The organism is Streptomyces ruber, from assembly GCF_014648075.1.
Lineage (GTDB): Bacteria > Actinomycetota > Actinomycetes > Streptomycetales > Streptomycetaceae > Streptomyces > Streptomyces ruber.
Genome location: NZ_BMQK01000002.1, coordinates 248,498 through 271,667 on the forward strand (window position 1 = coordinate 248,498; position 23,170 = coordinate 271,667).

At 69.7% G+C, this 23,170-nt stretch carries 13 protein-coding genes and 1 pseudogene; 6 read left to right on the forward strand and 8 right to left on the reverse strand.

Annotation, left to right across the window (positions count from 1 at the left end):
• Positions 1-3 precede the first annotated feature (3 nt).
• Positions 4-321 (reverse strand): STAS domain-containing protein, encoded by a 318-nt coding sequence (locus IEZ04_RS05665; protein WP_189215561.1) that lies wholly within the window; start codon positions 319-321, stop codon positions 4-6.
• Positions 321-4,673 (reverse strand): SpoIIE family protein phosphatase, encoded by a 4,353-nt coding sequence (locus IEZ04_RS05670; protein ID WP_373296259.1) that lies wholly within the window; start codon positions 4,671-4,673, stop codon positions 321-323. The genes IEZ04_RS05665 and IEZ04_RS05670 overlap by 1 nt, the downstream gene beginning before the upstream one ends.
• Before the next feature lie 403 nt (positions 4,674-5,076).
• Here IEZ04_RS05670 and IEZ04_RS05675 point away from each other — a divergent pair, with 403 nt between their 5' ends.
• On the forward strand, positions 5,077-5,439 hold the full coding sequence (locus tag IEZ04_RS05675; RefSeq protein ID WP_189215562.1) for an STAS domain-containing protein: 363 nt from the start codon (positions 5,077-5,079) through the stop codon (positions 5,437-5,439).
• A 176-nt stretch (positions 5,440-5,615) separates the two neighbouring features.
• Here IEZ04_RS05675 and IEZ04_RS05680 read toward each other — a convergent pair whose 3' ends face one another.
• Together IEZ04_RS05680 and brxD are read right to left on the reverse strand one after the other, a co-directional pair.
• Positions 5,616-7,754, reverse strand: a complete 2,139-nt coding sequence (locus IEZ04_RS05680; RefSeq protein ID WP_189215563.1) for a DEAD/DEAH box helicase — start codon at positions 7,752-7,754, stop codon at positions 5,616-5,618.
• A 12-nt stretch (positions 7,755-7,766) separates the two neighbouring features.
• Positions 7,767-9,107, reverse strand: a complete 1,341-nt coding sequence (brxD, locus tag IEZ04_RS05685) for a BREX system ATP-binding protein BrxD (protein WP_189215564.1) — start codon at positions 9,105-9,107, stop codon at positions 7,767-7,769.
• Positions 9,108-9,212: 105 nt separating this feature from the next.
• On the opposite strand from brxD, the gene IEZ04_RS05690 reads away from it, so the two are divergent.
• Positions 9,213-9,959: a DUF3800 domain-containing protein gene (locus tag IEZ04_RS05690; RefSeq protein ID WP_189215565.1), complete on the forward strand. Its 747-nt coding sequence runs from the start codon at positions 9,213-9,215 to the stop codon at positions 9,957-9,959.
• Positions 9,960-10,119: 160 nt separating this feature from the next.
• Here the strand turns inward: IEZ04_RS05690 and pglZ are convergent, their stop codons facing one another.
• Positions 10,120-13,113, reverse strand: a complete 2,994-nt coding sequence (gene pglZ, locus IEZ04_RS05695; protein ID WP_189215566.1) for a BREX-2 system phosphatase PglZ — start codon at positions 13,111-13,113, stop codon at positions 10,120-10,122.
• Positions 13,110-17,039 (reverse strand): BREX-2 system ATPase PglY, encoded by a 3,930-nt coding sequence (pglY, locus tag IEZ04_RS05700; protein WP_189215567.1) that lies wholly within the window; start codon positions 17,037-17,039, stop codon positions 13,110-13,112. The genes pglZ and pglY overlap by 4 nt, the downstream gene beginning before the upstream one ends.
• Before the next feature lie 367 nt (positions 17,040-17,406).
• Between pglY and IEZ04_RS05705 the strand changes: the two genes are divergently transcribed.
• Both IEZ04_RS05705 and IEZ04_RS05710 read left to right on the forward strand, forming a co-directional pair.
• Entirely contained in the window at positions 17,407-19,926 is a 2,520-nt protein-coding gene (locus IEZ04_RS05705; RefSeq protein ID WP_189215568.1) for an NACHT domain-containing protein, read from the forward strand.
• A 363-nt stretch (positions 19,927-20,289) separates the two neighbouring features.
• On the forward strand, positions 20,290-21,057 hold the full coding sequence (locus IEZ04_RS05710) for a hypothetical protein (RefSeq protein WP_189215569.1): 768 nt from the start codon (positions 20,290-20,292) through the stop codon (positions 21,055-21,057).
• A gap of 209 nt (positions 21,058-21,266) precedes the next feature.
• Here IEZ04_RS05710 and IEZ04_RS05715 read toward each other — a convergent pair.
• Together IEZ04_RS05715 and IEZ04_RS05720 are read right to left on the reverse strand one after the other, a co-directional pair.
• Positions 21,267-21,503 (reverse strand): annotated as a pseudogene (locus IEZ04_RS05715) (hypothetical protein); the annotation flags it as partial.
• On the reverse strand, positions 21,500-21,850 hold the full coding sequence (locus IEZ04_RS05720) for a hypothetical protein (RefSeq protein WP_229820860.1): 351 nt from the start codon (positions 21,848-21,850) through the stop codon (positions 21,500-21,502). The gene IEZ04_RS05720 and the pseudogene IEZ04_RS05715, both read right to left, overlap by 4 nt.
• A 251-nt stretch (positions 21,851-22,101) precedes the next feature.
• Here IEZ04_RS05720 and IEZ04_RS05725 point away from each other — a divergent pair, with 251 nt between their 5' ends.
• On the forward strand, positions 22,102-22,944 hold the full coding sequence (locus tag IEZ04_RS05725; protein WP_189215571.1) for a helix-turn-helix domain-containing protein: 843 nt from the start codon (positions 22,102-22,104) through the stop codon (positions 22,942-22,944).
• Entirely contained in the window at positions 22,926-23,135 is a 210-nt protein-coding gene (locus IEZ04_RS05730; RefSeq protein WP_189215572.1) for a DUF397 domain-containing protein, read from the forward strand. Before IEZ04_RS05725 ends, IEZ04_RS05730 begins: the two co-directional genes overlap by 19 nt.
• Positions 23,136-23,170: the final 35 nt, after the last annotated feature.

Here is a 23,170-nt window from a genome sequence, read left to right on the forward strand (position 1 = left end):
GGGTCATCGCCCGTCGGCCCCGGAGCCGTCACGGCCCAGGCCGTGCACGGTGGTGAGGTCGGCGAGCCCGGATATCGTGAGGACGGACTCCAGGACGGGCGTCGCGATGAGTTCCAGGCGGTCCGCGTGGGCGAACAGCACGTTCAGCCCCGCGCTGTCGAGGTACTCCACCTCGCTCAGATCGAGGACGAGAGGTCCGGACACGCTGTCGAGAGCCTCGGTGAGGCTGCCGATGTTGCTCATGTCGATCTCGCCGACGGCCGTCAGCAGCTGGGTGCCGTCCGGACGCCTGCCGGGGGTGAGAGTGAGCTGGGTGGTCATCAGGCGATCCTCGTGTGCATGTCGACGGTGGTGCCGGACGGGCCGGGAACGATGGTGACCTGCTGCATCATGGCCCGCATGAGGGCCACGCCACGGCCTCGGTGGGCGTTGAGCTCGGGCTGCGGGGTCTTCCACCGGCCGGTGTCGGCGACGATGAGGTGCAGATCGTCGGCGAACGCCTCGGCGCGCAGCCGGACGGTCTCGCCCGGGGCGTGCCGATGGCCGTGCTCGATGGCGTTGGCGCAGGCCTCCCCGACGGCGACGAGGATGTCCTGCACCTTGTTCGCCGGCAGGTCGCACTGGCCCAGCCAGCTGCGCAGGGCCTTGCGCACGGGCGCGAGCTGCGACGACTCGGCGGGGAAGGTCATGTCCAGCGGGGCCGGGTGGCGGTACAGCAGCAGGGCGACGTCGTCGTCGTACCCGTCCGCGGGCGCCAGCCGGCTCATCACGTAGGTGGCGAGCTCGTCGACGGCCTCCAGACGGCCCTGCTGCACGGCCTCGCTGGCCTGGTTGATGCCGACCTCGAGCGACCGCCGGCGGCGTTCGACGAGACCGTCGGTGTACAGCAGCAGCGTGGCGCGGGCCGGCAGCGTGCACTGGCCCTCCGGGCGCACCCGGCCGGGCCGTACGGCGAGCGGCAGCGACCGCCCGTCGTCCAGCAGCTGTTTGGAGCCGTCGGGCCGGACGAGGATGCCCGGCGGATGCCCGGCACTGGAGTAGGTCAGCTCCCCGGTCTCGGGGTTGAGGACGCCGCAGAAGACGGTGGTGCAGACGGCTCCGGGGATGCCGGCGGCGAAGTGGTCCAGGGCCATCAGCGTCTGGGAGGGACTCGCGTCCTGCAGCAGCAGGGCACGGCAGGCACTGCGGAGCTGCCCCATCACGGTGGCCGCCTCCAGACCGCGTCCGACGCAGTCGCCGACGACGATGCCGATCCGGCCGTCGGGCAGGGTCACCGTGTCGTACCAGTCGCCGCCGACCTCCAGGGGGCGGGTGGCGGGCTCGTAGCGCACGGCGAAGCCCTCGGGGAGCCGGGACGGGCCGAGGATGGCGCGCTGCAGGGCGATCGCCGTCTCGCGCTGCTGGTCGATCTGGTGCGCGCGGACCAGTCCCTGCGCGAGGTGACCGGCCAGCAGTGACAGCAGCAGCTGGTCCTCGTCGGTGAAGGGCCGGTGCTCGCCCAGGTCGAGCCAGAGGGCCAGCGGACCGTCCGGGTGCTCCAGGAGCACACCGGCCCCGGTGGCGTCGGAGACCGGGGTGAGGGACGGCTGCTCGCGCAGGCCCGTCAGCGACGCGCGACGCCCGGCGGGCAGGTCCGCCCAGACCGGCTGCCCGTCGGTGGAGGTCAGCCGCGGTGCGTCGCCCCCGTCGAAGACGGCGGCGAGGACACCGCGGGCGTTCCACAGGTTCCTCAGTTCGCCCAGTGCCCCCGACAGCGCCCCGGACAGGCTGGTGGCCTGGGACAGGGCCGTGCTCAGCGCGGCCCGCGCGGTCTCGCGCTGGACGGCGTAGTGCTCGGCGGTGACGTCGCGGAAGGTGCCCACGGTGACCCGGCGGCCGGTGACGGGGTCCTCGGCGTCGTTGAACGCGGCCGTCACCCACAGCCGGTGCCCGTCCTGGTGGGTGACCGGGATGGTGTACGAGCCCTGGGGGCGGTCGAGGAGCAGGGCGAAGGCCTCACTGACCTGCCGGTACGCCTCGGCGTCCGACTCGGGGTCCGGCCACCACGGGTGGACCGGCTGGTAGGGCAGCCCCTCCGGGCCGTAGCCGAGGGTTTCGGTGAACGCGGCGTTGATCTCGATGACGGCGCCGTTCTCGTCGCAGACGAAGAACGCCTCCTGCAGGGAGTCGATGAGCGCGGTCCGCCAGCGGGCGTGGTGGCTGCGCAGCCGCGCCATCTCGACGTTGGCGCGGACCCGGGCGAGGAGCTCGGCGGCGGCGAACGGCTTGACGAGGTAGTCGTCGGCGCCGGCCTGCAGACCCTCGATGGACGCCTCCTGCCCGGCGCGGGCCGACAGCAGGATGACGGGCACGAAGACGGTGCGCGGGTCGTTGCGCAGCGCCGCCACCATCTGCAGCCCGTCGAGGCGCGGCATCATCACGTCGCTGACCACCAGGTCCGGCGGGTCGCGCCGGATGGCGTCCAGCGCCTCCGCGCCGTCGGTGACCGAGGTGACGTCGTAACCGGCGCCCGTGAGGATGCGGGTGAGGTACTCCCGCATGTCGGTGTTGTCGTCGGCCACCAGCACCCGCGCCCGGACCGCCGGCCCGGGGGTCTCGAGCGCGGAGCCGCCCGCCTCGGCCGGCGCGGCGGCCGGCGACAGGAGAGCCGCCGCGTCCTCGGCCTTCTCCGCCCTCTCGGCGTTCCCCGTCGCCCCGTCGCTCTCCGCGCCGCCCGCCCCAGTGGTCGCGGTGGTACCGGTGGTCCCGGTGGTCCCGGCGGTCAGGAACGGGAAGGTGCCCGCGCCGGTGTCCGCCGCCGACGCGCCCGTACCGGCGCCGGCCCCCCGGTCGTCGGGCAGCCAGCGCAGGGCTTCCTGTACGTAGGGCTCGGCCGCGGAGGCCGCGACGGTGCCCGGGGACACCACCGACTCGGCGGGCAGGTGGGCGGCGCCGAAGGGCAGCCGGACGGTGAAGGACGTGCCCTCGCCCTCGACGCTGTCCGCGGTGATCGTGCCACCGTGCAGGCCGACCAGTTCCCGGACCAGGGCCAGCCCGATCCCGCTGCCCTCGTTGGAGCGGGAGCGGGCGTGCTCGATGCGGTGGAACCGCTCGAACAGCCGGGGGATCTCCGCCTCGGGCACACCGATGCCGGTGTCGGCCACGGTGACCACGGCCCGGCCGTCCTCGGCACCCACCGTGACGCGGATCGAGCCGTCGAAGGTGAACTTCAGCGCGTTGCTGAGCAGGTTGAGCACCACCTTCTCCCACATGCCGCGGTCGATGTGGACCGGCTCGTCGAGCGGCGGACAGTCGACGTGGAAGGCGAGCCCGGCCCGGTCGATCGCGCTGCGGAAGACGCTGGCCAGCTCGGCGGTGACCGCGGCCAGGTCGACCGGCTCGAAGCCCGCCTGCATCCGGCCGGCCTCGATGCGGGAGAAGTCCAGGAGCGTGTTGACCAGCTTGCCCAGCCGCAGCCCGTTGCGGTGGATGAGCTCCAGCTCCTGCCGCACCTGCGGGTCCGCCCCGGCGAGCCGGGTGCGCAGCTCCTCCACCGGCCCCATGATCAGGGTCAGCGGCGTACGGAACTCATGGCTGATGTTGGAGAAGAAGGTGGTCTTGGCCCGGTCCAGCTCGGCCAGCTCCTCCGCACGGCGCTGCTGGGCCTCGTAGGAGCGGGCGCTGCCGATGCCGGACGCGATGTGCCCGGCCGTCAGCTCGATGAAGCCGCGGTACCCCTGGTCCAGCGCGCGGTACCGGTTCAGCCCCGCCACCAGGAAGCCGTACGGGGCGCTGCCCTGCTGCAGCAGCGGCACCACCAGCGCGTGCAGGGGCGGCTCGGACCAGTCGCCCCGGGGCAGTTCGCCGAAGGCCGCGTCGGTGAGCGGTACGAGCATCGCCTCGCCGCGCGCCAGGGCCGCCGCCGGCCACAGCGCGTCGGGGGAGTCGACCGGCACGAGCGCCGGGGCGGCCGGATGACCGGCGGGCACGCCGGTGGCGCCGACGAGCTGAGCGGCACCGCCGTCGCCGTCGGCGTCATTGAAGAGATAGGTCAGCGTGAAGGGCAGGTCCCGCCGGTTCCGGGAGAGCTGCCGGTCGGCGAACGACAGCACCTCCTGCTCGGTGCGGACCACGCTCGGGTCGGAGCCCAGGTGCCGCAGCGTGGCCATCCGGCGCTCGCCGATGACCCGTTCGGTCTCCTCGCTGACCACGCACAGCATGCCGACCACGGCGTCGGAGTCGTCGCGCAGCGGGCTGTAGGAGAACGTGTGGTAGCTCTCCTCCGGGTAGCCGGACCGCTCGACGAACAGCAGCAGCCCCTCGTCCCACGTGGCCTCCTCGGTGCGGAGCACCGTGTCTATCCGCGGGCCGATGTCGCCCCAGATCTCCGCCCACACCTCGCTCGCCGGCCGGCCCAGCGCCCACGGGTACTTCCGGCCCAGCGTGTCACGGCGGTAGGCGGCGTTGCAGAAGAAGGTCAGCTCCGGCCCGTACGCCATCCACATGGGGAAACGGGACGACAGCAGGATGCTCACGGCCGTCTGGAGGCTCTGCGGCCATGTCTCGGGCCGGCCGAGCGGGGTGGCCGCCCAGTCCACCTCGGCGAGATCCCGGCCGACCTCGCGATCGGCGTCGAACACGCCGTACCCGGCTGCCGCGGGCACCTCGTGCCCAGCGTCGTCGTAACGCGCCACGCCACACCCTTCCGCTCGTGACGGGCCACCCCCCGCGGGCCGTCACCCGTGCCGATCACGCACGTGGGCAGCGCGGCAGGCCGGTGAGCATCGGCACGCTTCTTCGGGCGACCCGTGTGCGGTTCCTGCGAGTACGGGCCTCCCGCTGAGTCCCGGTGCTGCTCTATGCGAGCTGTTGCGACTTCGTAGGATAAGCCAACCACTCGGGAATTCCGCAGGCAGGGCATGAGGCCGGAGCCGCGCAGTGGGAACGGGGAGGAGGGGGAGGAGAGCGCGTGCGGCACGTTCCGCTCCGTCACGAACCGCACACACGGCACACCCGCCGCATACTTGCAGCACACCCGCCGCGTACACACAGCACACCTGCCGCACGACACAGCACACCCGCCGCACAGGAGACACGGTGACCGACATAGAGGGCACTCTGGCCATCACCCGACAGCACCATCCCGCGGGGCCGGTCGTGCTGAGCGTGGCCGGGGAGCTGGACCACTACACCGCCCCCAGCCTCACCCAGGCCGTCGGAGAGGTCCCGTTCGGCCCGGACACGGACGTCGTCCTCGACCTGTCGGGTATGGAGTACTGCGACTCCACGGGCCTGACCGTCATCATCACGGCCTACCACCGCGCCGAGTCCGCGGGCTCGTCCTTCGCGGTCGCGGGCCTCCTGCCGGCCATGGACCGGGTCTTCCGCGTGGTGGGGCTGGACCAGGTGTTCACGCTGTTCGGCAGTGCGGAGGAAGCGGTCGAGGCATTGACGGGGTGAGCGCTCGCCCGAGTGGGTGCTTTCGACCCGCCCGCCCCGCGACCGCTTGCGCGGGCCGGGCATCGGCCGTCGCGGTGATGTCCGGTCCATGACGGAGTGTGGGTGATCCCGACGGGGCAGCCAGGGGCGTGTGGTCGACTACACGCCGCCTGACGAGCGGTGTTCGCAGCGGGTCGTCATCCGGCCCGTCCGGTCCGGAACAGCACGGGGTCCCGCAGTACGGTTCGGGCGCCGTCGAAGTCGGCGAGCCGGGCGGCGACCGTCGCCACCGCGAGGTGCTGCGGCAGCGCGGCGGAGAACTTCAGTCCGTGCACCGCGCGGTGATCGACGTCCGGAAGAACGAGGGCGGCGCTCTCGTCGGCAGCGGAGTCCCGCGCCGCACGCCACATGTCGTACGTCAGATCCTCGCGCAGACGCAGACAGCAGTCCGTCGGCCGCTGCACCGGGTCGGTGACCGCCGGCAGCGCCGCGGCCAGCGTCGCATTGGCGCGGTGACCGGCCCAGGTCCACCAGCGCACGTCGTCGCCGACCCGGGAGATCAGCGTCCCGCCGGGCCGGACCATGTCCGGTGCATCGCCCTCCCGCCACCCGGCCAGGCACGCCTCCGCGCGGCGGGTCAGCGACACCGGAGGGTCGGCACCGAGCAGCACCTCACGCATCGCACGCGTCAGGGCGTACGACAGACCGAGTACAGACCCACTGGTCCACTTGGCGATGCCGCCGCTGTCGGCCGGCTCGACGAAGACGCGTCGGCGTGTCCAGTCGATGTACGTGACCTGCCAGCTGCGACCGGCGAGCAGCAGCCGCCGGGGTCCCGCCCGCTCCTCGGTCAGGACGGAAGGGTCCGTCTGACCGATCTCCGTGCGCCCGGCGAACACGGTGAACTGCGGAGGAGCCGTGAAGGAGGCGGTCAGCTCGATGAAGTGACGGCGGCCGAAACGGCGCTCGGCCTCGGGGCCGATGAACAGCATGCCGCCGTCCTCGTCGAGGAAGCCCTCGTCCAGCAGATGGCGCAGTACGGGAGCGGCCGTGCGGTCGAAGGGTGCCAGGCCGTTCCACGTGCCCGGCCACACCTGATCGCCGAGCTTGTGCTGCTGCAAGGTGGCGGCGAGCAGTTGCTGAGCCACCAGGTGACGCGGTTCCGGTGGCGCCGTCACCGGTTCCACCCAGCCTCGCCCCCAGAGCAGCAGCAATCCGGCCGCCTGCAGCAGGGCGTCCTTGCCGGTGGCGAGAAACAGACAGTTGCGGATACTGCCCGGCCGCCTGCCCGTCCGCCCGATGCGCTGGAGGAAGGAGGCCACGGTGCGTGGCGAGTCGATCTGGATGACACGGTCCAGGTCGCCCACGTCGATACCCAGTTCCAGGGTGGATGTCGAGACGATGACACAGTCACGCGCCTCGGCGAACGCCTGCTCGGAGCGGGCCCGTTCCTCGGCCGACAGCGAGGCATGCGAGAGGAACACGGACACCTCGCGGGCCCGCAACGCCGCACCCAGCTCCTCCACCTGGCGCCGCGACTCGCAGAACACCAGCCGTTTCTCGCCCCGGTGCAGAGCGGCGATGACCTTGGCGGCGTTGTCGAGGGAACCGACGTAGTCCAGCTCCACTTCACCGGGAGGGGGTCCACCCGGCTTACCAGACGCTGCTGGGGTGTGCTCCGGGGCGATGACCTGTCCGGGCCGCACCCCCGCTCCGGATCCCTGGAGCCAAGTGAGCAACTGCCGCGGGTTGCCGACGGTCGCCGACAGCCCGATGCGCTGCAGGGGGCGGCCCGCGATCCGCTGCAGCCGCTCCAGCACGGCGAGCAGATGCCAGCCCCGGTCGTCACCGGCGAAGGCGTGCACCTCGTCCACCACGACCGCCCGGACGCTCCCCAGCAGACGGCCGTGGTCGGTTTTCACGCCGATGAGCATGGACTCCAGCGACTCGGGCGTGGTGAGCAGGATGTCCGGCGGGTCGGTACGGATGCGCCGCCGCTGTGACTGCCGAATGTCCCCGTGCCAGAGGGCGGCGCGGCGCCCGAGCCACTGCGCGTAGCCGTCGATACGCGTCACCAGGTTGTTGAGCAGTGCTTTGAGAGGGCACAGGTACAGCACCGACGTACCGGACCAGCGCTGTTCCGACATGGCCGACAGCAGCGGCAGGCAGGCGGCCTCCGTCTTGCCGCCAGCGGTCGGGGCGAGCAGTATGGCGTCCTCACCGTCCATCAACGGGTCGATCGCGGCCCGTTGCAGGGGACGCAGATCGGGCCAGCCCAGGGTGTTCACCACGTGGTGCAGCACGACCGGGTCGAGCCGGCCGACAGGGTCACCCATCACATGCGCCCCTCACAGGTCCAGCTCGATGTCGCCCGCCGAAGCCGCGGGGCCGGCCGCCAGATTCCTCTCGACGTCCGTCAGTTCGCTTCCGGTGACCGTCAGCCGGTAGTGCCGTCGGGGGTCGAAGTCCTCGAACTGGTCGATACGGTCCAGGACATCACCGACGAGTTTCTTCAGGAAGAGCCGGGGAGCCACCCCCACCCTGCCGCCGAGTGCACCACCGACGGCCGTGGCGAGGTCGGAGACGTAGGCATCGTCCGCGAGGGCGGTGATGCGCTCCGGTGCGTCGGCACCGGCCGCGTACAGATCGCGGATGGTCACTCCCAGGGCCACCAGCGATTCCTCGGTGAACCCCGGCAGTCGCAACTGCACAGCGCGCGGGTTGTCGAACCGGGGATCGGCGGTGAAATCGGTGGCGAGCCGCTGGGCGAGAGGAGCGAGCCGCTGGACGCCCTGCGGTCCGTCGTAGAAGGCGGGGGTGCCGGTGATGACCAGGTAGAGGCCGGGGAAGCGGCCCGAGTGGACTTCGTCGATGAGCTGCCGCAACGCGTTGAGCGCCTTGTCCCGGGCATCCGACCGGACGCGCTGCAGTGTCTCCACCTCGTCGAGGACGACGAAGAGCCCCCGGTGTCCGGAGTCCCGCAGCACCGTCAGCAGCCCCTGGAGGAAGCCGAACGCTCCGAAGTGGTCCAGATCACCGCGGACCCCGGCGGAGCGGCGCGCAGCCGCGGCGACGTGGGGCTGGCCGCCGAGCCAGGCCAGGACGGCCGCTGCGGTGGCCTCGTCGCCCTGGGCGAGCGCGGAGCGGTAGCCGCGCAGGGCGGTGGCGAAGGACGGGGCGTGCCGTGACACCTCGGTGAGCCGGGCGGTGAGCAGCCGGTCCACTTCTTCCGCGAGGTCCTCCTCGCCCGCGCCGGCGGCGAGGGCATCTTCCTCCAGCGCGTAGAACCAGGCGTCCACGACGGGCCTGAGTGCGCTCGGCGGGAAGCTCGCGGTGGCGAGCCGCTCGGTGAGCCGCCGGTAGACGGTCTCCAGCCGGTGCAGGGGCGTCTCCGTCTCCGAAATCTGGATCTCGGCGACGGCCATGCCCAGCCGCTTGGCCCGTTCCGCCAGCCAGCGGGTGAAGAACGTCTTGCCCGACCCGTACTCACCGCGGACCGCTTTGAAGACCGACCCTCCCGAGGCGACCGCCGCCAGTTCGGCGTCGAGCGCGGACTCGAACCGGTCCAGGCCGGTCGCCAGCAGGTCGAGGCCGCTCTCCGGTACGGCGCCGCGCCGCAGCGCGTCGACGACCGCGCGTCGACGGGCGGCGGAGGCGGGAGAGGCCGGTGAAGGACTGGTCGTACTCACCCCATCAGTCTCTCACTGCACAAGTGTCCGAAGACCGGCCTGCTCACGGCAGCGACGGGCCAACGCATGCATGGCATACACCTGTTGTGTGGAACACTCGGCGCCGTGTTGCTGACCTACGTCGATGAGTCGTACGACCGGGACCGCTACTGGATGGTCGCCCTCGTCGTCGCCGAACGGCATCTCCGACCGCTGCACCTGGCCCTCGACTCGGTCGTCCGCAAGGCCGCGGACAGCTACCCGGTCGAGGCCGACGCCGAGCTGCACGGTCACGCGCTGGTGCACGCACGGGACGACTGGCGGCGCATGGGCGAGAAGGGCAGCAACATGATCCGTGCCCGGATAGGCGTGTACGCGGACGCCATGAAGGCGATCGCCGCACACGATGTAGGCGTGCTCGTTCGCGGGCTGGACCTGCGGGCGCACCGCTCCTCACCGCCGACGGAGCGGGACGCCGACGCATCGCCCCACCGGATCGTCCTGCGGCATCTGCTGGAGCAGATCTGCGACCACGTGCAGGCCCGTGACGAGCTGGCCCTGGTGATCGCCGACGAGATCGACGGCGCCGATGACCACCGGCGGCACTTCCGCGACTACCAGATCGAGGGAACGGGCGGCAGCCTCAGCAGCACGCTGCCCTGTCTCGTCGACACCATCCACTTCGCGCCGTCGAAGTCGAGCCGTCTGCTGCAGGCCGCGGACCTGATCGCCTATCTGCACCGCCGGCTGGTCAGCGGCCAGGACGGCGACCCACGGGCCCGCAGGGCCAACGAGAAGCTGTGGTCGTTCGTGGCGCCGAGCGTCGTCCACCAGCACTGCTTCGTTCCGGAGCACCCACTGCACGACGGCTGACGCCGCTGCCGGGCGATACGAGGCAGCACAAAGGCCCCGCATATTCACCCTGCGGGGCCTGAGGCGAACCGGGCGTCCGTTGCTTGTATGACGTCCCTGCCGCCGAGGCTAGCACGGCATCCCGGCGAGCGGGATGCCGTGCACCGGGTCCGTACGCCCGTCAGGCGAGCCCGAACTGCTCCCGCAACAGTCCCGCGTGCAGACGCACCGTACGGCCGTCCGGCAGCGTCTCAAGGACCTGTACGCCGTCGTAGTTGAGGAGCTGACGCAGTACGGCGGCGAAGCCGTCCGCCCGGCCCGTCGGGTGCCCGACGCGCTGGGCGAGCGCCGTCACGGGCAGGGTTCCGCCCGCGTCGATGAGGGCGGCGACCGCCGCCTGGAACTTGGCCATCTCCCGTTCCTGAGGTCTGCGGGCCAGGAGCTCGGCCTGGCTGCGCAACGCATCGGAGGCGAAGAGCTGCGTGACGAGGGCATCCGCAGCGGAACGGGTCTGGTCCGCCGCTGCCCGAGCTTCCGCTTCCCGAGACGGTTCCGGCGCAGCGGGGGACGTCGGCACCTCGGCCATGTCGAACAGGGAGTCATGCGTCTCGGCCAGTTCGGCCAGCTGGGCCTGCGTCTTCGACGGCTTGGACCGGGTCTGCTTCTTCGGCGGCGCCGACGGTGCCGCCTCCTGCCGTTCCACGGCGGCCACCGGCGCCGGCCCGTCCAGCTGCCACCATCTCGGCTGCTGATCGCCCAGCTCCCGCCAGTCCCGCGGAGGTGTCGCACCGAACCGCAGAAAGGCAAGGACGGGAATGGCGAACTCGGCGGGGGACGCCCCACCGTGATACCCCGCCTTGAGAGCCGTATAGCGCGAGTCGGCGTCCCACAGGGCGACGATCGACGCACCGGACTCCGGCCACACCACCCGGGGACCGCTGAGCTCGATCTCGGCGTCGGCCAGGGACCCGCCGGGCGTGCGGTGGCGCGCGGACCCGGGGGAGGCGGCCTCGACCTTGGTGCCGTGCCGGTCCACCACATGCCCGTGGTCACTGGTGACGAGTACCGCCATGCCCTGAGCGGCGGCGACTCGCAGCAGGTCGGACAGGCCCGGGATGTGATGCGGACGCCAGGAGCCGTCACCGAGCTTCTGCTCCTTGCCCAGCCGGTCGTCGATGGCGTTGAGAACCACCGCGACATGGGTGCGCCCGTCGGTGAGGGCCTCGGTGAGGGCTGGGCCGAAGGTGTCCCCGGCGGTGTCGGCACGCAGGTCGTCCTTGTGGAACACCGCCGCCGGAGCCCCGCCCCACAACTTGAGCGTGGGGAACAGCCGCTTCTCGTCGGCCTGGGAGCCCTTCATCAACGTGCCCGTCAGCAGCGAGGTGCGGGAGACGGCGGTGAGCGTCGGCAGGGCGGCAGCCATGGCGCGGCGCCGCGGCGGCCCGTCGTCCTTCACCGGATCGAACTCCGCCCAGGAGCCCCGCAGCTCCTCGGCCAGCTCGGTGGCGATGGCCGCGCTCATCCCGTCCAGTACGAGGAGCAGGACGCGCCGGGACTCCCCGCCCCGCACCACGGGCTTCACGACCCGTTCGAGGAAGTTCTCCACCGTGAGCATGGAGCCCGGCGCCTGACCGGCCGCCGTGGACGTGGCCAGGGTGCGGGCGAAGTGCCGGTCGATCCCGTGCCGCCGTTCCCGGACCCGCACGGCGAGCGCGTCGTACGCCGCCTTGAGTACGGGCTCGGGGTCGCCGCCCGCCTCGATGTGCTCCAGGGCCTGATCCACCCAGCCGGTCTCGGCGACGTGGCGCTGTATGCCGGCGGCCACCGTCGGGCAGTCGACGACCGGGTCGGCGGCCAGCCAGCGGGTCAGCCGCCAGGCCATCAGGACTCGCCCGATGCGGACGCGGATGTCCGGCTCGTCGGCACGCCGGTGACCGCGCAAGGCATCCACGGCCCCGGTGGTCGTGTCGGCCTCGCCGGACCGCAGCGCGTGCCCCACGGCGGTGAAGCTCGCCTCCAGACCCGCGGGCAGCAGTGGGCTGGTCCGCGCCGCCGTCTCCGCACCGAACTGCCGCACCAGGGCGGAGGCCCGCTCCAGCACGGTGTCACTGAGGCGCCGTGCCTCGCGAGCCTCGTCGGCCGCAACACCCGCGCCACGCGCCGCGGTGGCCAGCAGAGCGGACACGTACTCCTCGCAGGCCCGCCCGAACGACGACGCCAGGGCGTCGAACTCCTCGCCCGTCGCGGGCAGGTGCTCCCCGAACCAGCGCTCCGCCCGGCCCCGAGCCCGGTAGGTGTCGGCATCGGCAGGCGCGTGCTGCCACAACGTGGCGCACACCAGCCCGTAGGCGACCGCGTCGGGGCCGTGCTCGGCGTCGACGAGGGCGAGGAGCGCCCGTCCGGCGAGTCCCGCCTGGTCCTGTTCGCCGAGGAACGCAGCGATGCCCCGCCGTTCGGGGCCGCGCAGCGCGAGCAGCCGCTCCGGTCCGCCCGGGGTCAGGGACCAGGCGAGCAGCGAGTGGACGTCGAGCGCACCGCCCGGCCGGGGGACCGGCGACAGATCGGCGTCGGTCGCGTACGCCCCGAGCCGCAGCCGCCGCTGGGCCAGCGCGGACAGGGCCGTGAGCCGGGAGAGCACGGTGCCCGACACCGGAGGCCAGCCGCCGGGCGGTGTGGCGTCGAGCAGGGCTTCGGCGGCCCAGCCCGCGGCCCTGAGCCGGGGGTCGACCTGCCCGGCGCCGAACGCCTCGCGCACCACGTCCCAGCTGTCGACGGTGTCGATGCGCTGCTTGTGGGCACGGGCCAGGATCGCCGGGTCGAGCTCGCTCTGCTCCCGGTCGGTGAGCACCACCAGCACGCGCGGTCCGGCGGGACCGTCGACTCCGCTCCCGTCCGTTCTCCCTTTCGTGAGCAGATGCTCCAGGACCAGTTCGTGCACGGCGAGCGGCGACGGCGCCGCCGCGACACGGGCGGTGTACCCGTCGCCCCACACGGGCTCGGCCGGCCCGTCCCAGACGGGCGCGGACCGCAGCAGGACCACGCGCCGCCGGTCCTCGCCGCTCAGCGAGGCGGCGAGCGATGTCTGCGACGACAGGTACTGGGTGACGGTCGCCGGGTTCAGCGGTACGGCGAGCCCGGCGGACGCGGTGGCGTCGGCAGTGGTGACGGTGCTCATCGCTCGACGACCCGCCAGGTGATCTCGATGGTGGCGCCCGGGTCACGGTTCACCAGCTCGGCCAGCTCCGCCTGGAGCTCGGCCGCGGCACGCGCCGCCGTCGTACGCCCCCCTCCGGACGTGCGGACCGGGCGGCTTCCACCGCCGCCACCGCTCCCGGACCCGGCGGGCGCGGGCGGAAGGGTGGTAGGCACCGGCGGATGGCTGGAGTTCCCGCTCAGCGACACCTCACCCGCGCTCGGCCGGGCGGGCTCGGGCGGCGGAGTGGTGGAGGTGGCAGCGGCCCGGTTGCGCTTCACCAGCGCGAGGACCTCCCGCTCGGTACGGGACAGCGCCTCGACCAGGTTGCTGGTCTGCTGGTCGCTCCGGGCGACGTTGCGCAGCGAGTCCAGCAGCGCCAGCCCTTCCGGCCCCTCGTTGAGGGCGAGTTCGAGAGTCGTCCAGGAGGCGTCGTTCAGCGCCTGCGCCACCTTCCGTGCCTGGACGACCGAGGCGCCGTACCGTTCGGCACCGACCTGGCCGAGGTCGAACGACGCCAGCGCCTCCACGGTCTTCTTCGCCCCGGCGGCGCCCTGTCCCGCCGTACGGACGAGGGCTCCCAGCAGGTCGGCGGACCGCCGGGCGAGGGCCAGCCGACCCGTCTCGTCGGTCTCGTCAAGCTGGAGGAACCCGGTGTGCGTCTCCAGCTGCCGCACCAGGTCGGCGGCAGCCTCCTGATGGGTACGGGCCAGCTCGGTGATCCGGCGCGCGAACTGGTTGACGATCCGGCCACGGCGCAGCGAGGGAGCCGTCTCACCGAAGATCGCGGCGAAGCGCTGCCGCGCGGTGTCCCAGTCCTCCCCGGAGGGCAGCGGCTGGCTGCGCAGCGCGTCCCCCTCCTTCATCTGCGAGAGTTCCGGAGCGGGGTCGAGGGGCATGCCGCCGCGCACCCACACCCGGTCGTCCATCTCGGCGAACGAGGCGACGACGAGCCGGGCGAGGAAGTCCGGCAGCCCGCGGGGGCTGGGCTCGTCCGTCCAGTCGGTCAGTGTGATGAGGCTCAGGTCACCGGTGGCGCCGCGGTCCCGGGCGAGCTTGCGGAAGTGGTCGGCCCAGTACGGCGACAGCTCGAAGTACGCCTCCTTCTGCTGCCCCAGCCGCAGCGGCCCGACGATGCGCTGCATCAGCTTCCTGTCCCCACTCGGCACCTCGGCGCGTCCGTCGCGTGCCTCGGCGGCGGCCCGCACATGACCGAACACCTTGCGGGCGTCGGCCGACTTCACGGTGATGCCGGTCCCGTCGGGGTCGAGGTCGGGGTGGTCGGGGTACTGGGAGGCGAGCAGCTTGCCCGCGATGTGCCGCAGCCCGTCGTGCAGCGACTGCCCGATGGAGAAGTGGAGCCCGCCGACCTCACGCAGCGACTGGAGATGGTCGGAGAAGTCGAGCTGCACGTCGGCGGCCTTCTTCTCGGCGAGGCCGTACGCCTGCTTGAAGGCGGCCCTGATGTTCTTGAGCAGCGACTCCCGCTGGGTCTCCAGCAGCCCCTTGGCTCGGGCCCGGTTGTCGGCGTTGAGATGGGCCGCGTACTGGCCGCTGAAGCGCTGGTCGTCGGCGAGTGCCTTGTCGATGACCACGAGCCGCCGGAAGTCGGCGTACCGCTGGGCGGACAGATGAGCGGGCAGCCAGGCGACGGTCCGGGTCCGCTCGCCCTGCTGTCTCTCCCGCAGCCGCTGCATCCGGCCGGCGTCCTCACGGGCGCCCCACTCGCTGTCGTCGAAGGGCAGGTCGATGACGATCCGCCACAGCCCCTCCTCCTGCGGCACCAAGTCATGGTCGGGCAGCTCGTCCTCGTCGGCGACGTTCCCGAACACGACCTCGGCGCTGCGCTCGGTGCCGCGCCACACGAAGTCCAGCCGGTCGGTGAGCTGCCCCTGCCTCAGGTCCAGCTCCTCGGTGAGCAGCCGTTTGGCGAGCGCCTCTCGGTTCGCCGGGTTGTCGTTGACCTGCGCGTTGGCGATGACCGAGTCGACGTCCACGCCGGACAGTTCGAGCCGTACGCCCGGGTTGGCGTCGGTGCCGGTCTCCTTGATCTCGGGGAACCGCCCCGCCCACTCGGCGATCTTGTTCTTCAGGATGCCGTACTCGCGCCCGGGGATCGGGGCGACGACGGACCCGTAGTTGAGCGCGGACAGCCGCCGGATGGTGAGATCCGACAGGGCGGGCACGCTCGGCGCCAGCGCGGACAGCAGCAGCGTGCCGATGATGCGGTTGTCCCCGACGAACGTCTTCACTCGCCCCCGCAGATCGGGGTCGGTGATGCTGTCGGGTCCGCGGTGGGTGTACTGCTCGATGTCCTCCTCGGTCACGTTGTACGTGGCGAGCAGGTACGGGCGCAGCTTGGTCCGGTACAGCTTGTCGGCGGCCTCGAACACCACCTTCAGACTGTCGGTGAACGGCTTGTCGCCACCGGAGGTGATCAGCGGATACAGATCACCGACCGGTATCAGGTCACCGAGCCGCAGCTCGTCGCGGTGGTCGGCGAGCAACTGCCCCATCAGCTTCATACCGGTCCGGTTGCGCTGGAGCGCGGACGACACATGGACGAGGGTGTCCATGAAGGCCGGCGAGAAGGGGTACGTCAGCCGGAAGCTGGCCTCGTCCGCCCCGATCCCGTCGGTGCCCCGGTCGGACCCGAGCAGCGTGTCCCACACCTCCTGGCGCACCTTGCGGGTCTTCAGGAACTCCGCCTCGATCAGCGCGGCGGCCTCGGTGCTCTTGGGCTGGAGCAGCCGCGCCCGCGCGATCTGCGGCAGGTTGCGGTCCTCCAGCGTGATCTTGTCGAAGCGCCCGGACGCCTGGTTGAGCGTGTCCTGGATCGACGCCTCGGCCGCCCCCGACAGCTCCTCGCCCACCAGCTCCCGCAGGTCACGCTGGCGGGCGATGAAGGACACGACCGGGATGGCCCGCCGCGCGTCGGCACCCTCCACGAAGTTCGTGATCTTCCCGGCCTCCCGCCCCACGAACTTCTGGTCGTGGATGAGGGTGGCGAGCCACAGGATCAGCTCGTCGAGGAAGAGGATCAGCCCGTCGTACCCGAGCTCCTTCGCATGCGCGGCGATCACGGACAGCCCCGCGTCGAGCGAGATGAACCCGTGCTCGTTCTCGGCGGCGTTCTTCGTGAAACCCGGCAGCAGATTCGTACTCGCATCCTGCACCAGCCGTGCCCGCAGCTCGGCGGGCGTAAAGGGGCTGACGAGGTTGAGGGCGTGCCCGGACTCGTGGATCTCCTCGGCGGCCAGCGCGATGTCGAGGAGCTCGGGCGTCCAGGCGAACGACTCGCCCCACTCGTCGTCATCGTCCCCGGCGTCCGCGCCGTCCGGCGAGGTGAGCCCCTCGATGATGAACCGGTCGCCGTGCCGGGCCCGCAGCGCCCGGATGTCCTCGAACAGCGCGTCGGTCCGGTACACCTGCGGCGTGGGCGCGTCAGGGTGCAACTTCTTGACGTGGCTGACGTACCCGCCGAGGACCCGCTGCTCCATCGCCTTGGCACCGAGCATGTGGTACGGCACCAGGAGGAATCGTTTCCCCTCGGCACCGAGCCACTCGTGCTTGGCCAGCAGCGGATCGAACTCCCCGCGCCGCCGCGCGGCAGGGCTGCCGCTGAGCAGCGCGTGCAGCACGGCCATGAAGTGCGACTTACCGGAACCGAACGAGCCGTGCAGATAGGCGGCCTTGGACGTGTGTCCGTCGAGCGCGGCCCTGATCAGCCCGAGCGCCTCGTCGAAGTTCTCCAGCAGCCGTTCGGTGACCACGTAGTCCTTGAGCGCGTGCTCGGCGCCCTCGGGAGTGGTCGCCTCGGACAGCTGGAGCACGAAGTCCGAGGTCGATATGGACTCCTTGATGTCGATGACATCGCGGAGAAGAGGTGGCTGCTGGGCCTGTGCCATCGCGGGTCTCGCTTCCCCCCGGCCGTCGGGGCACGTCGGTGCTGCGGCCGTGTCGCTCGCTGTCGTTCGTTCGTTTCTGATTGAACCTCAGAACATTGTCCGACAAGGTTGCGTCACTTGGGGCGGGTGGTCCGCGTGACGTCCAGGAGGTCGCTCACGAGGCGCTCACTGAGCCAAAGCAGAAGGGGCGGTCCTCGGTGATGTGATCGCTGGGCAGCAGGGCGCTGCCCAGCAAGCCGGACACGTCGACACCGGACGGGTGGACAAGCTCACGAAGCCTCTGGTGGAGACGGATTTCTTGGTCTAAAACCCATCTATCGGGAGCATCACTTGCCTGTCATTCCAACTGGCATGTTCAGTCGCCAAATTGGACAAGGCTCACTCGCTGGACATATCCGTGAGCACGAGCGGTGTACTTGGCAACGACCGGTCACTGGCTGACGATTACGAGATGGACAGGCGGGTTCTCAGGTGGGCTGGCGTACTGATGGTGGGGGGAGCGTCTGCAGGGCTTGCGGCGTATGTCGATCATGTCGGGCTAGACGACGCAGACAAGTCCGCCAGTGTATTTGGCGCCTTTGTTGGGCTTATTGGGACATTCGCGCTATTCTGGGACCGGGTGCTCGCGAGACGAGCCACCTCGACTGTCGGCCGCCTCGAAGACTCCGCCGACGCTTTGGCTCAAGCCGTGCGCACCCAGTGGGAAGAAGAATACAAACTGCGTCGTCTCAACGACCCCTACCCCCTGCCGGTCTCATGGCGAGCTGCGGACTTCGATCTAATGGAGGAGTGGTCGCTACTGGAGGCGACGGCGGCGGACTGGCCCAATGGTTCTCGTCGGGATACCCAAGGTTGGGCCACAAGCGCGCCGGAGATCTCAGGGGCGGGTGGCGAAATTTTAAGCATTCTGAACAAGGTACCTACAAAGCGCCTAGTGGTCCTGGGGGAGCCCGGTTCAGGGAAAACGATGTTACTGGTCCGGATGTTGCTGGATTCGTTCGAGCGTCGTCATGCTGGAGAACCCGTCCCAGTTCTCTTTTCGCTAGCTTCATGGAATCCCCTCAAGCAGTCTTTGAGTGAATGGCTGGTTGACCGCTTAACGCAGGACTATGCTGCGCTCCGCAACCCTGCCCCGGGAGTAGTGGCAGATACCAGCTGCGCGCAAGCACTCCTAGATCATCGAATGATCTTCCCCATTTTGGACGGGTTCGATGAGATTCCTGAGCGTGTACGCCCCGTGGCCTTGGGCAGTATCAATGCCGCTCTCTCCCTCGGGCAAGGGGCGGTACTTTCCAGTAGAATCGAAGAGTACCGTACAGCAACCCAAGGATCTGCCAGCGCCGTGCCCGTGAAACTAGCCAGTGCAGCAGCGATCGAGCTGAATTCACTCGATACCGAGGAGTGCATTAATTATCTCTTGCGCGACGCTGGCGGCAGTGGGACCACGGCCGCGTCACGCTGGTCTCCCGTGTTTCATATCATGCGTGGTTGTCCAGATGCGCCAGTGAAGCAGGCGTTACGTACGCCGCTCATGCTTTTTTTAGTGCGGACCATTTACAATCCGAGGCCAGGTGAGAGCACCGGATCACTGCCCGGTCCATCTGAACTGTGTAACCCTTCTCAATTCCCTGATGCTGCCGCGATCGAGCGCCATCTTTTCGACGCCTACATACCTGCCGCGTATCGACACAACCCGGAATCCCGGGCGCGGCCGGAGTGGTCAGCAGCGGACGCGGAGCGGTGGTTTAAGTTCTTGGCCGAGCATCTAGAGGAACGATTGAATGGCACGACCGACATTGCTTGGTGGAAGCTGCTGGAGTCAGCCCCCAAGATTCTACCCAATCTAGTAACGGCCCTAATTGGCGGGCTGGCCTGCGGGCTAGGGGCGGGCTTCGGCTCGGGGGTCGGTATTGGCTTTGGTTTGGGGGTTGGAGCTGGCATAATATGTGGCTTTACTGCAGGGCTTCCACTCAGATCGATCGGGAACGTGCGAACTTCTCTGAGTGGGTTTATGGCCGGCCTGGTAGGCGGTCTCCTCGGAGGGCTGGTCGCTGGACTGGTCGGCATGGTGGGCCTGGGGTATGCCGTGGGACCAGCGGGTGGAATCGCAGCAGGGCTGGGAGTCGGTGTAGCTGTGGGCCCGGCAAGCGGTCTGGCTGGCGGTTTCGCTGGGGGACTTGTTGGTGGGGCAATAGCTGGCATGCTTTCCGGAATTGGAATTGGCCTTCCCTCGGGGCTCATGAACGGGCTAGGAGTAGGCTTGGCCGCGGCCGTGACGGTGCATTTCGTTGGGCGAAAAGAGCCAGCACAGAGACTGGATTGGAAGCCCATCGGAGTGGTCGGCGGAGTCACGGTTGGAATGGCGGTGGGAATAGCCTCAGCGTTGGTGGCTGGAATCGGCATAGGATCTTTGGTAGGAATAATCGTAGGGATTGCTAGCGCCCTTGTAGCTGGCCTTGCGGGAGCATCGGCAGATCCCACTGCATACAAAGATCCGCAGGAATCACTGGCCGGTGACAGTCGCACATTCTTCATCTACATGACGGCTACCCTGGCCGCAGTCTGGGCAATATCTACTCTCATAACAGGCATTGCTGTGACCACTGAAAACCAACTTTCGGTTGACTTGGGTAGAATGCTCATTGCCGGTGCGATGCCCGGACTCTCCATCGCTATTGCCGTTAGTGTTGTTCAGGCTTTCACCAAGGCTGTTTGGGGGGCGCACACGATCGCGCGGATTTGGCTGTCGGTGCGGAGGTGCCTCCCCTGGCGACTCATGGAATTCCTGGCAGACGCACACAAGAAGGGTGTTCTACGTCAAGCTGGAGCGAGTTATCAATTTCGGCATGCGGAGCTGCAGCGCCGATTGGCGTCCCGTGATGCATAGCCTTATCTCAGTGAGCCTCAAGAGTTTCCAAGGGAAGACGGGAGCGGAGCAACGGCCCGCCAAGCCGTTTCGGGCTTCCATGGCTTCCCGCACTTGGGCGGGGACAGGAGTGCAGCAGGGAGCGCATCGGCAAGCGCGCCGGGCATGCAAGATCCCGCGACCGTCGGTCAGTTGTCGTCACGCGCATGCCGGTTGCTTCCGAACTGGACAGCGCGCGCCGTTGCACTCCGACGCACCACCCACTGGCCGGAACACAGCTTGTAGACATTTCAACCGGACATCCACCCTGACCTGGTCGGCCAACGACCGTCAGGGGGGATCATGCCATTCGGCAGGGAAGACAGAGCGCGACTTCAGAAGCTGGTGCACCAGCTCGACTGCATCGCCAACGACCTCACCGGGCTCAAGCAGATAACCACCGACCTCACCGCGCTCAAACAGCAGGTCGCCGACCAGCAGCACGCGATCGACGAGGCCCGCCGCGATGCCAACGCGGCCATTAACAACGGCCTCACTGAGATCCGAGCCACCGTCCGCGCCGGCCTCGACCGACCCAACGAGCTCCTCACCGGGCCACTCGTCGCGGTCGACAAAGAGCTGGCAGCCATTCGAACTGGCATCAGCGAGCTGAAGACGCAGGCCGAGTGGACAGGCAAGCACGACCCGGGTGGTTCCGAGGACGAGCCGCCGAACCCGCCCGAGCCTCCGCAGCCGCGGTGCGGGCCGACCGGTCCGCCCGAACCCGACCCGGACATCCTGCGTGCCGCCGCAGGCATCGCCCACGCCACTGTCCAAGCGCAACGTGACACGTGGGCGTTCCTGATCCAGGTCGCCGGCAACGAGACGCACTTCCACATTCCCGGCAAGGTGAAAGACGACGACGGGTTCGTCAAGGTTCGCTTCTCCGGTCCCAGCCTTGTTGCGGCCGTCACCAGCCTGCACCGTGTCGCCCACACCACGGACAACCCCAACACCCGGGCCATTGCCGAACACGTCCGTGACAAGATCACTGCCGCTGTGCGCGAAGTCCTGAACAACCCCCGTAGCGGCAACACGGGCAAGCCGGTCTGCATCGTCATCGACGATCGACCCGCATCCGCGGGATGCGAACCGAAGACCGGCTGCGAGTAACAGCACCGCGTCCCCGCAACCGAGAGCGGGCGCGGGGACGCGCCGGTGGTGCAGGCAGGGACGGCGTACAACTGCGGCTCTCGTGACCGTCATGTCCTCTGCGGTGGTCGGCCGGTACGCATGGGCCATGGTCACTGGGTACGGGGTCAGGGGCCCTGGCAGGTGTCCTCGTCCTGGTGGGCTGTGGCTGTCCAGGTGTAGCCGATATCGAGGTCCGCGCGGCTGCGGGCGTTCGCCTCGGCCACGCGGGCGTGCATCAGCTCCGCTGCGTCGATCGGCCGTACTCGTTCCGGGGCGGCGTCCCATTCCCGGCCGCCGCTGAGGGGGCGCAGCTGGAGGTAGGGACCCTCGTGACCCATGACGACGCCGACGCGGCCGGAGGCGGTATCGCGCACGGCTGCGCCTGGCGGCGGTGGTGCCGGGGTCGGTTCTGCGGGATCGTTCATCGGGTGGCGCCCGCGTCGATGACGGCGGCCAGCGCGACGGCTACAGGGGCGGAGCACACGCCGAGGTGCACGAGGGCGTAACGGGCGCTGGCAGGGGAGCCGCCGCCGTCCCGGTCCTGTTCATCCTGTCGGTCCTGCTCGTCCTGCTGGTCCGGGACGACCTCGGCCCAGGGAGTGCGGACATCCATCGCGGGGAGCTGGATGCTGGCGCGGGTCAGGGCGGCGGCCAGGACGTCTCGAGCCTCGATGGCCTCCTGAACTCGCGAGCGGGAGACGCGGACGGGGCGGGGACGGGTGGCGGTGGCGTCGGCGGGGTGGTCCGGGGTGCGGCGGGGGAGGGACGGCATGGCTTGTTCTCCTTGTGCGTGGCGCCGGTCGGCGCGAGCGGGTGTGCTGGTTTCGCGGTTCTTATGTGGCACCCACCTGGTGTCGATTACCTTGCGTAGTGGGGTCATTACGAGCATGCCGCCGAGTTGTGCCGTGTGAGTCGATGGCGCGTTCTCGTTCCCCGCTGCGCGACGCATGTTCCACAACTTCCACAGTGATCAGTACGGGCGTGCGGGCGCGTGTGTACGTGTACGGGTACGAAGGGAGCGCCATGCCGCAGCGCCGCATCGTCACCGGCCGCAGCCAGGAGCCGCGCCGGCGGTTCGCCGAGGAGTTGCGCGAGCTGCGCACCCAGCGCGGTGACAGCCTGCGCCAGCTCGGTGAGCGACTGGGCTGGGACTGGTCGTTGTTCGGGAAGATGGAGAAGGGGGAGACGCTGGGCGGACCGGAGGTGGTCCAGGCGCTTGATCAGCACTATGGGACGCCGGGGTTGCTGTTGGCGCTTTGGGAGTTGGCGCGGGCGGACCATACGCAGTTCCGGGAGCGGTACCGGCGCTACATGGCGTTGGAAGCAGAGGCGACCAGCTTGTGGCACTTCGCGGTCGGCGTCCTGCCGGGCCTGCTTCAGACGGCGGGGTATGCGCGAGAGCTCCTGGCAGCAGGCGGCCTCAAGGGTGATGAACTTGAGAAGCAGGTCGAGGCGCGCATGGGACGGCGGGAGTTGTTGGAAGGGGACGAAGCGCCGCCCTTTCGTTCCATCCTCTCGGAGGCGGTTCTGCGGTCACCGCTGCGTGACGTGGTCGAGTGGCGCAAGCAACTGGAGCACCTGCTTGAGATGGCAGAGCGACAGGAAGTGACGGTTCACGTACTGCCATTGAGCGTTGGGCCCCACGGCCTGATGAACGCGACCGTGATGTTCCTGCGACTGCTGGACGGCCGTACGGTGGCATACATGGAGAACGGCTACCGGGGCGAACTGATCGAAGAAAACGGCCCAGTTGATCGTTTGCAGCGTGCGTACGATGCAGTGCGCGACCTGGCCATGTCTTCCGCCGAGTCGCGGAAGTTCGTTCTGCGCTTGTTGGAGGAAACACCGTGCGATCCCTCGACCTGACCCTCGCCACCTGGCGCAAGAGCAGCTACAGCAACCAGGACGGTGGTGAGTGCGTCGAGGTTTCCGACGACTTCGCCGGCCTGGTTCCTGTGCGCGACAGCAAGAATCCGCACGGCCCAGTGCTCGCCTTCGCGGCGGACGGATGGACGTCATTCGTTGCCATGGTGAAACAGGCTGAGCTGCGGGGCTGACGGGTAACCGTACGGTTCGCAACTGACGGCCCCAT

Coding starts and splice junctions, on each gene's coding strand:
- IEZ04_RS05680 (WP_189215563.1), bottom strand. CDS start 7,754: ATGGGTGACCCTGTCGGCCGGCTCGACCCGGTCGTGCTGCACCACGTG.
- pglY (WP_189215567.1), bottom strand. CDS start 17,039: ATGGCACAGGCCCAGCAGCCACCTCTTCTCCGCGATGTCATCGACATC.
- IEZ04_RS05720 (WP_229820860.1), bottom strand. CDS start 21,850: ATGCCGTCCCTCCCCCGCCGCACCCCGGACCACCCCGCCGACGCCACC.
- IEZ04_RS05665 (WP_189215561.1), bottom strand. CDS start 321: ATGACCACCCAGCTCACTCTCACCCCCGGCAGGCGTCCGGACGGCACC.
- IEZ04_RS05725 (WP_189215571.1), top strand. CDS start 22,102: ATGCCGCAGCGCCGCATCGTCACCGGCCGCAGCCAGGAGCCGCGCCGG.
- pglZ (WP_189215566.1), bottom strand. CDS start 13,113: ATGAGCACCGTCACCACTGCCGACGCCACCGCGTCCGCCGGGCTCGCC.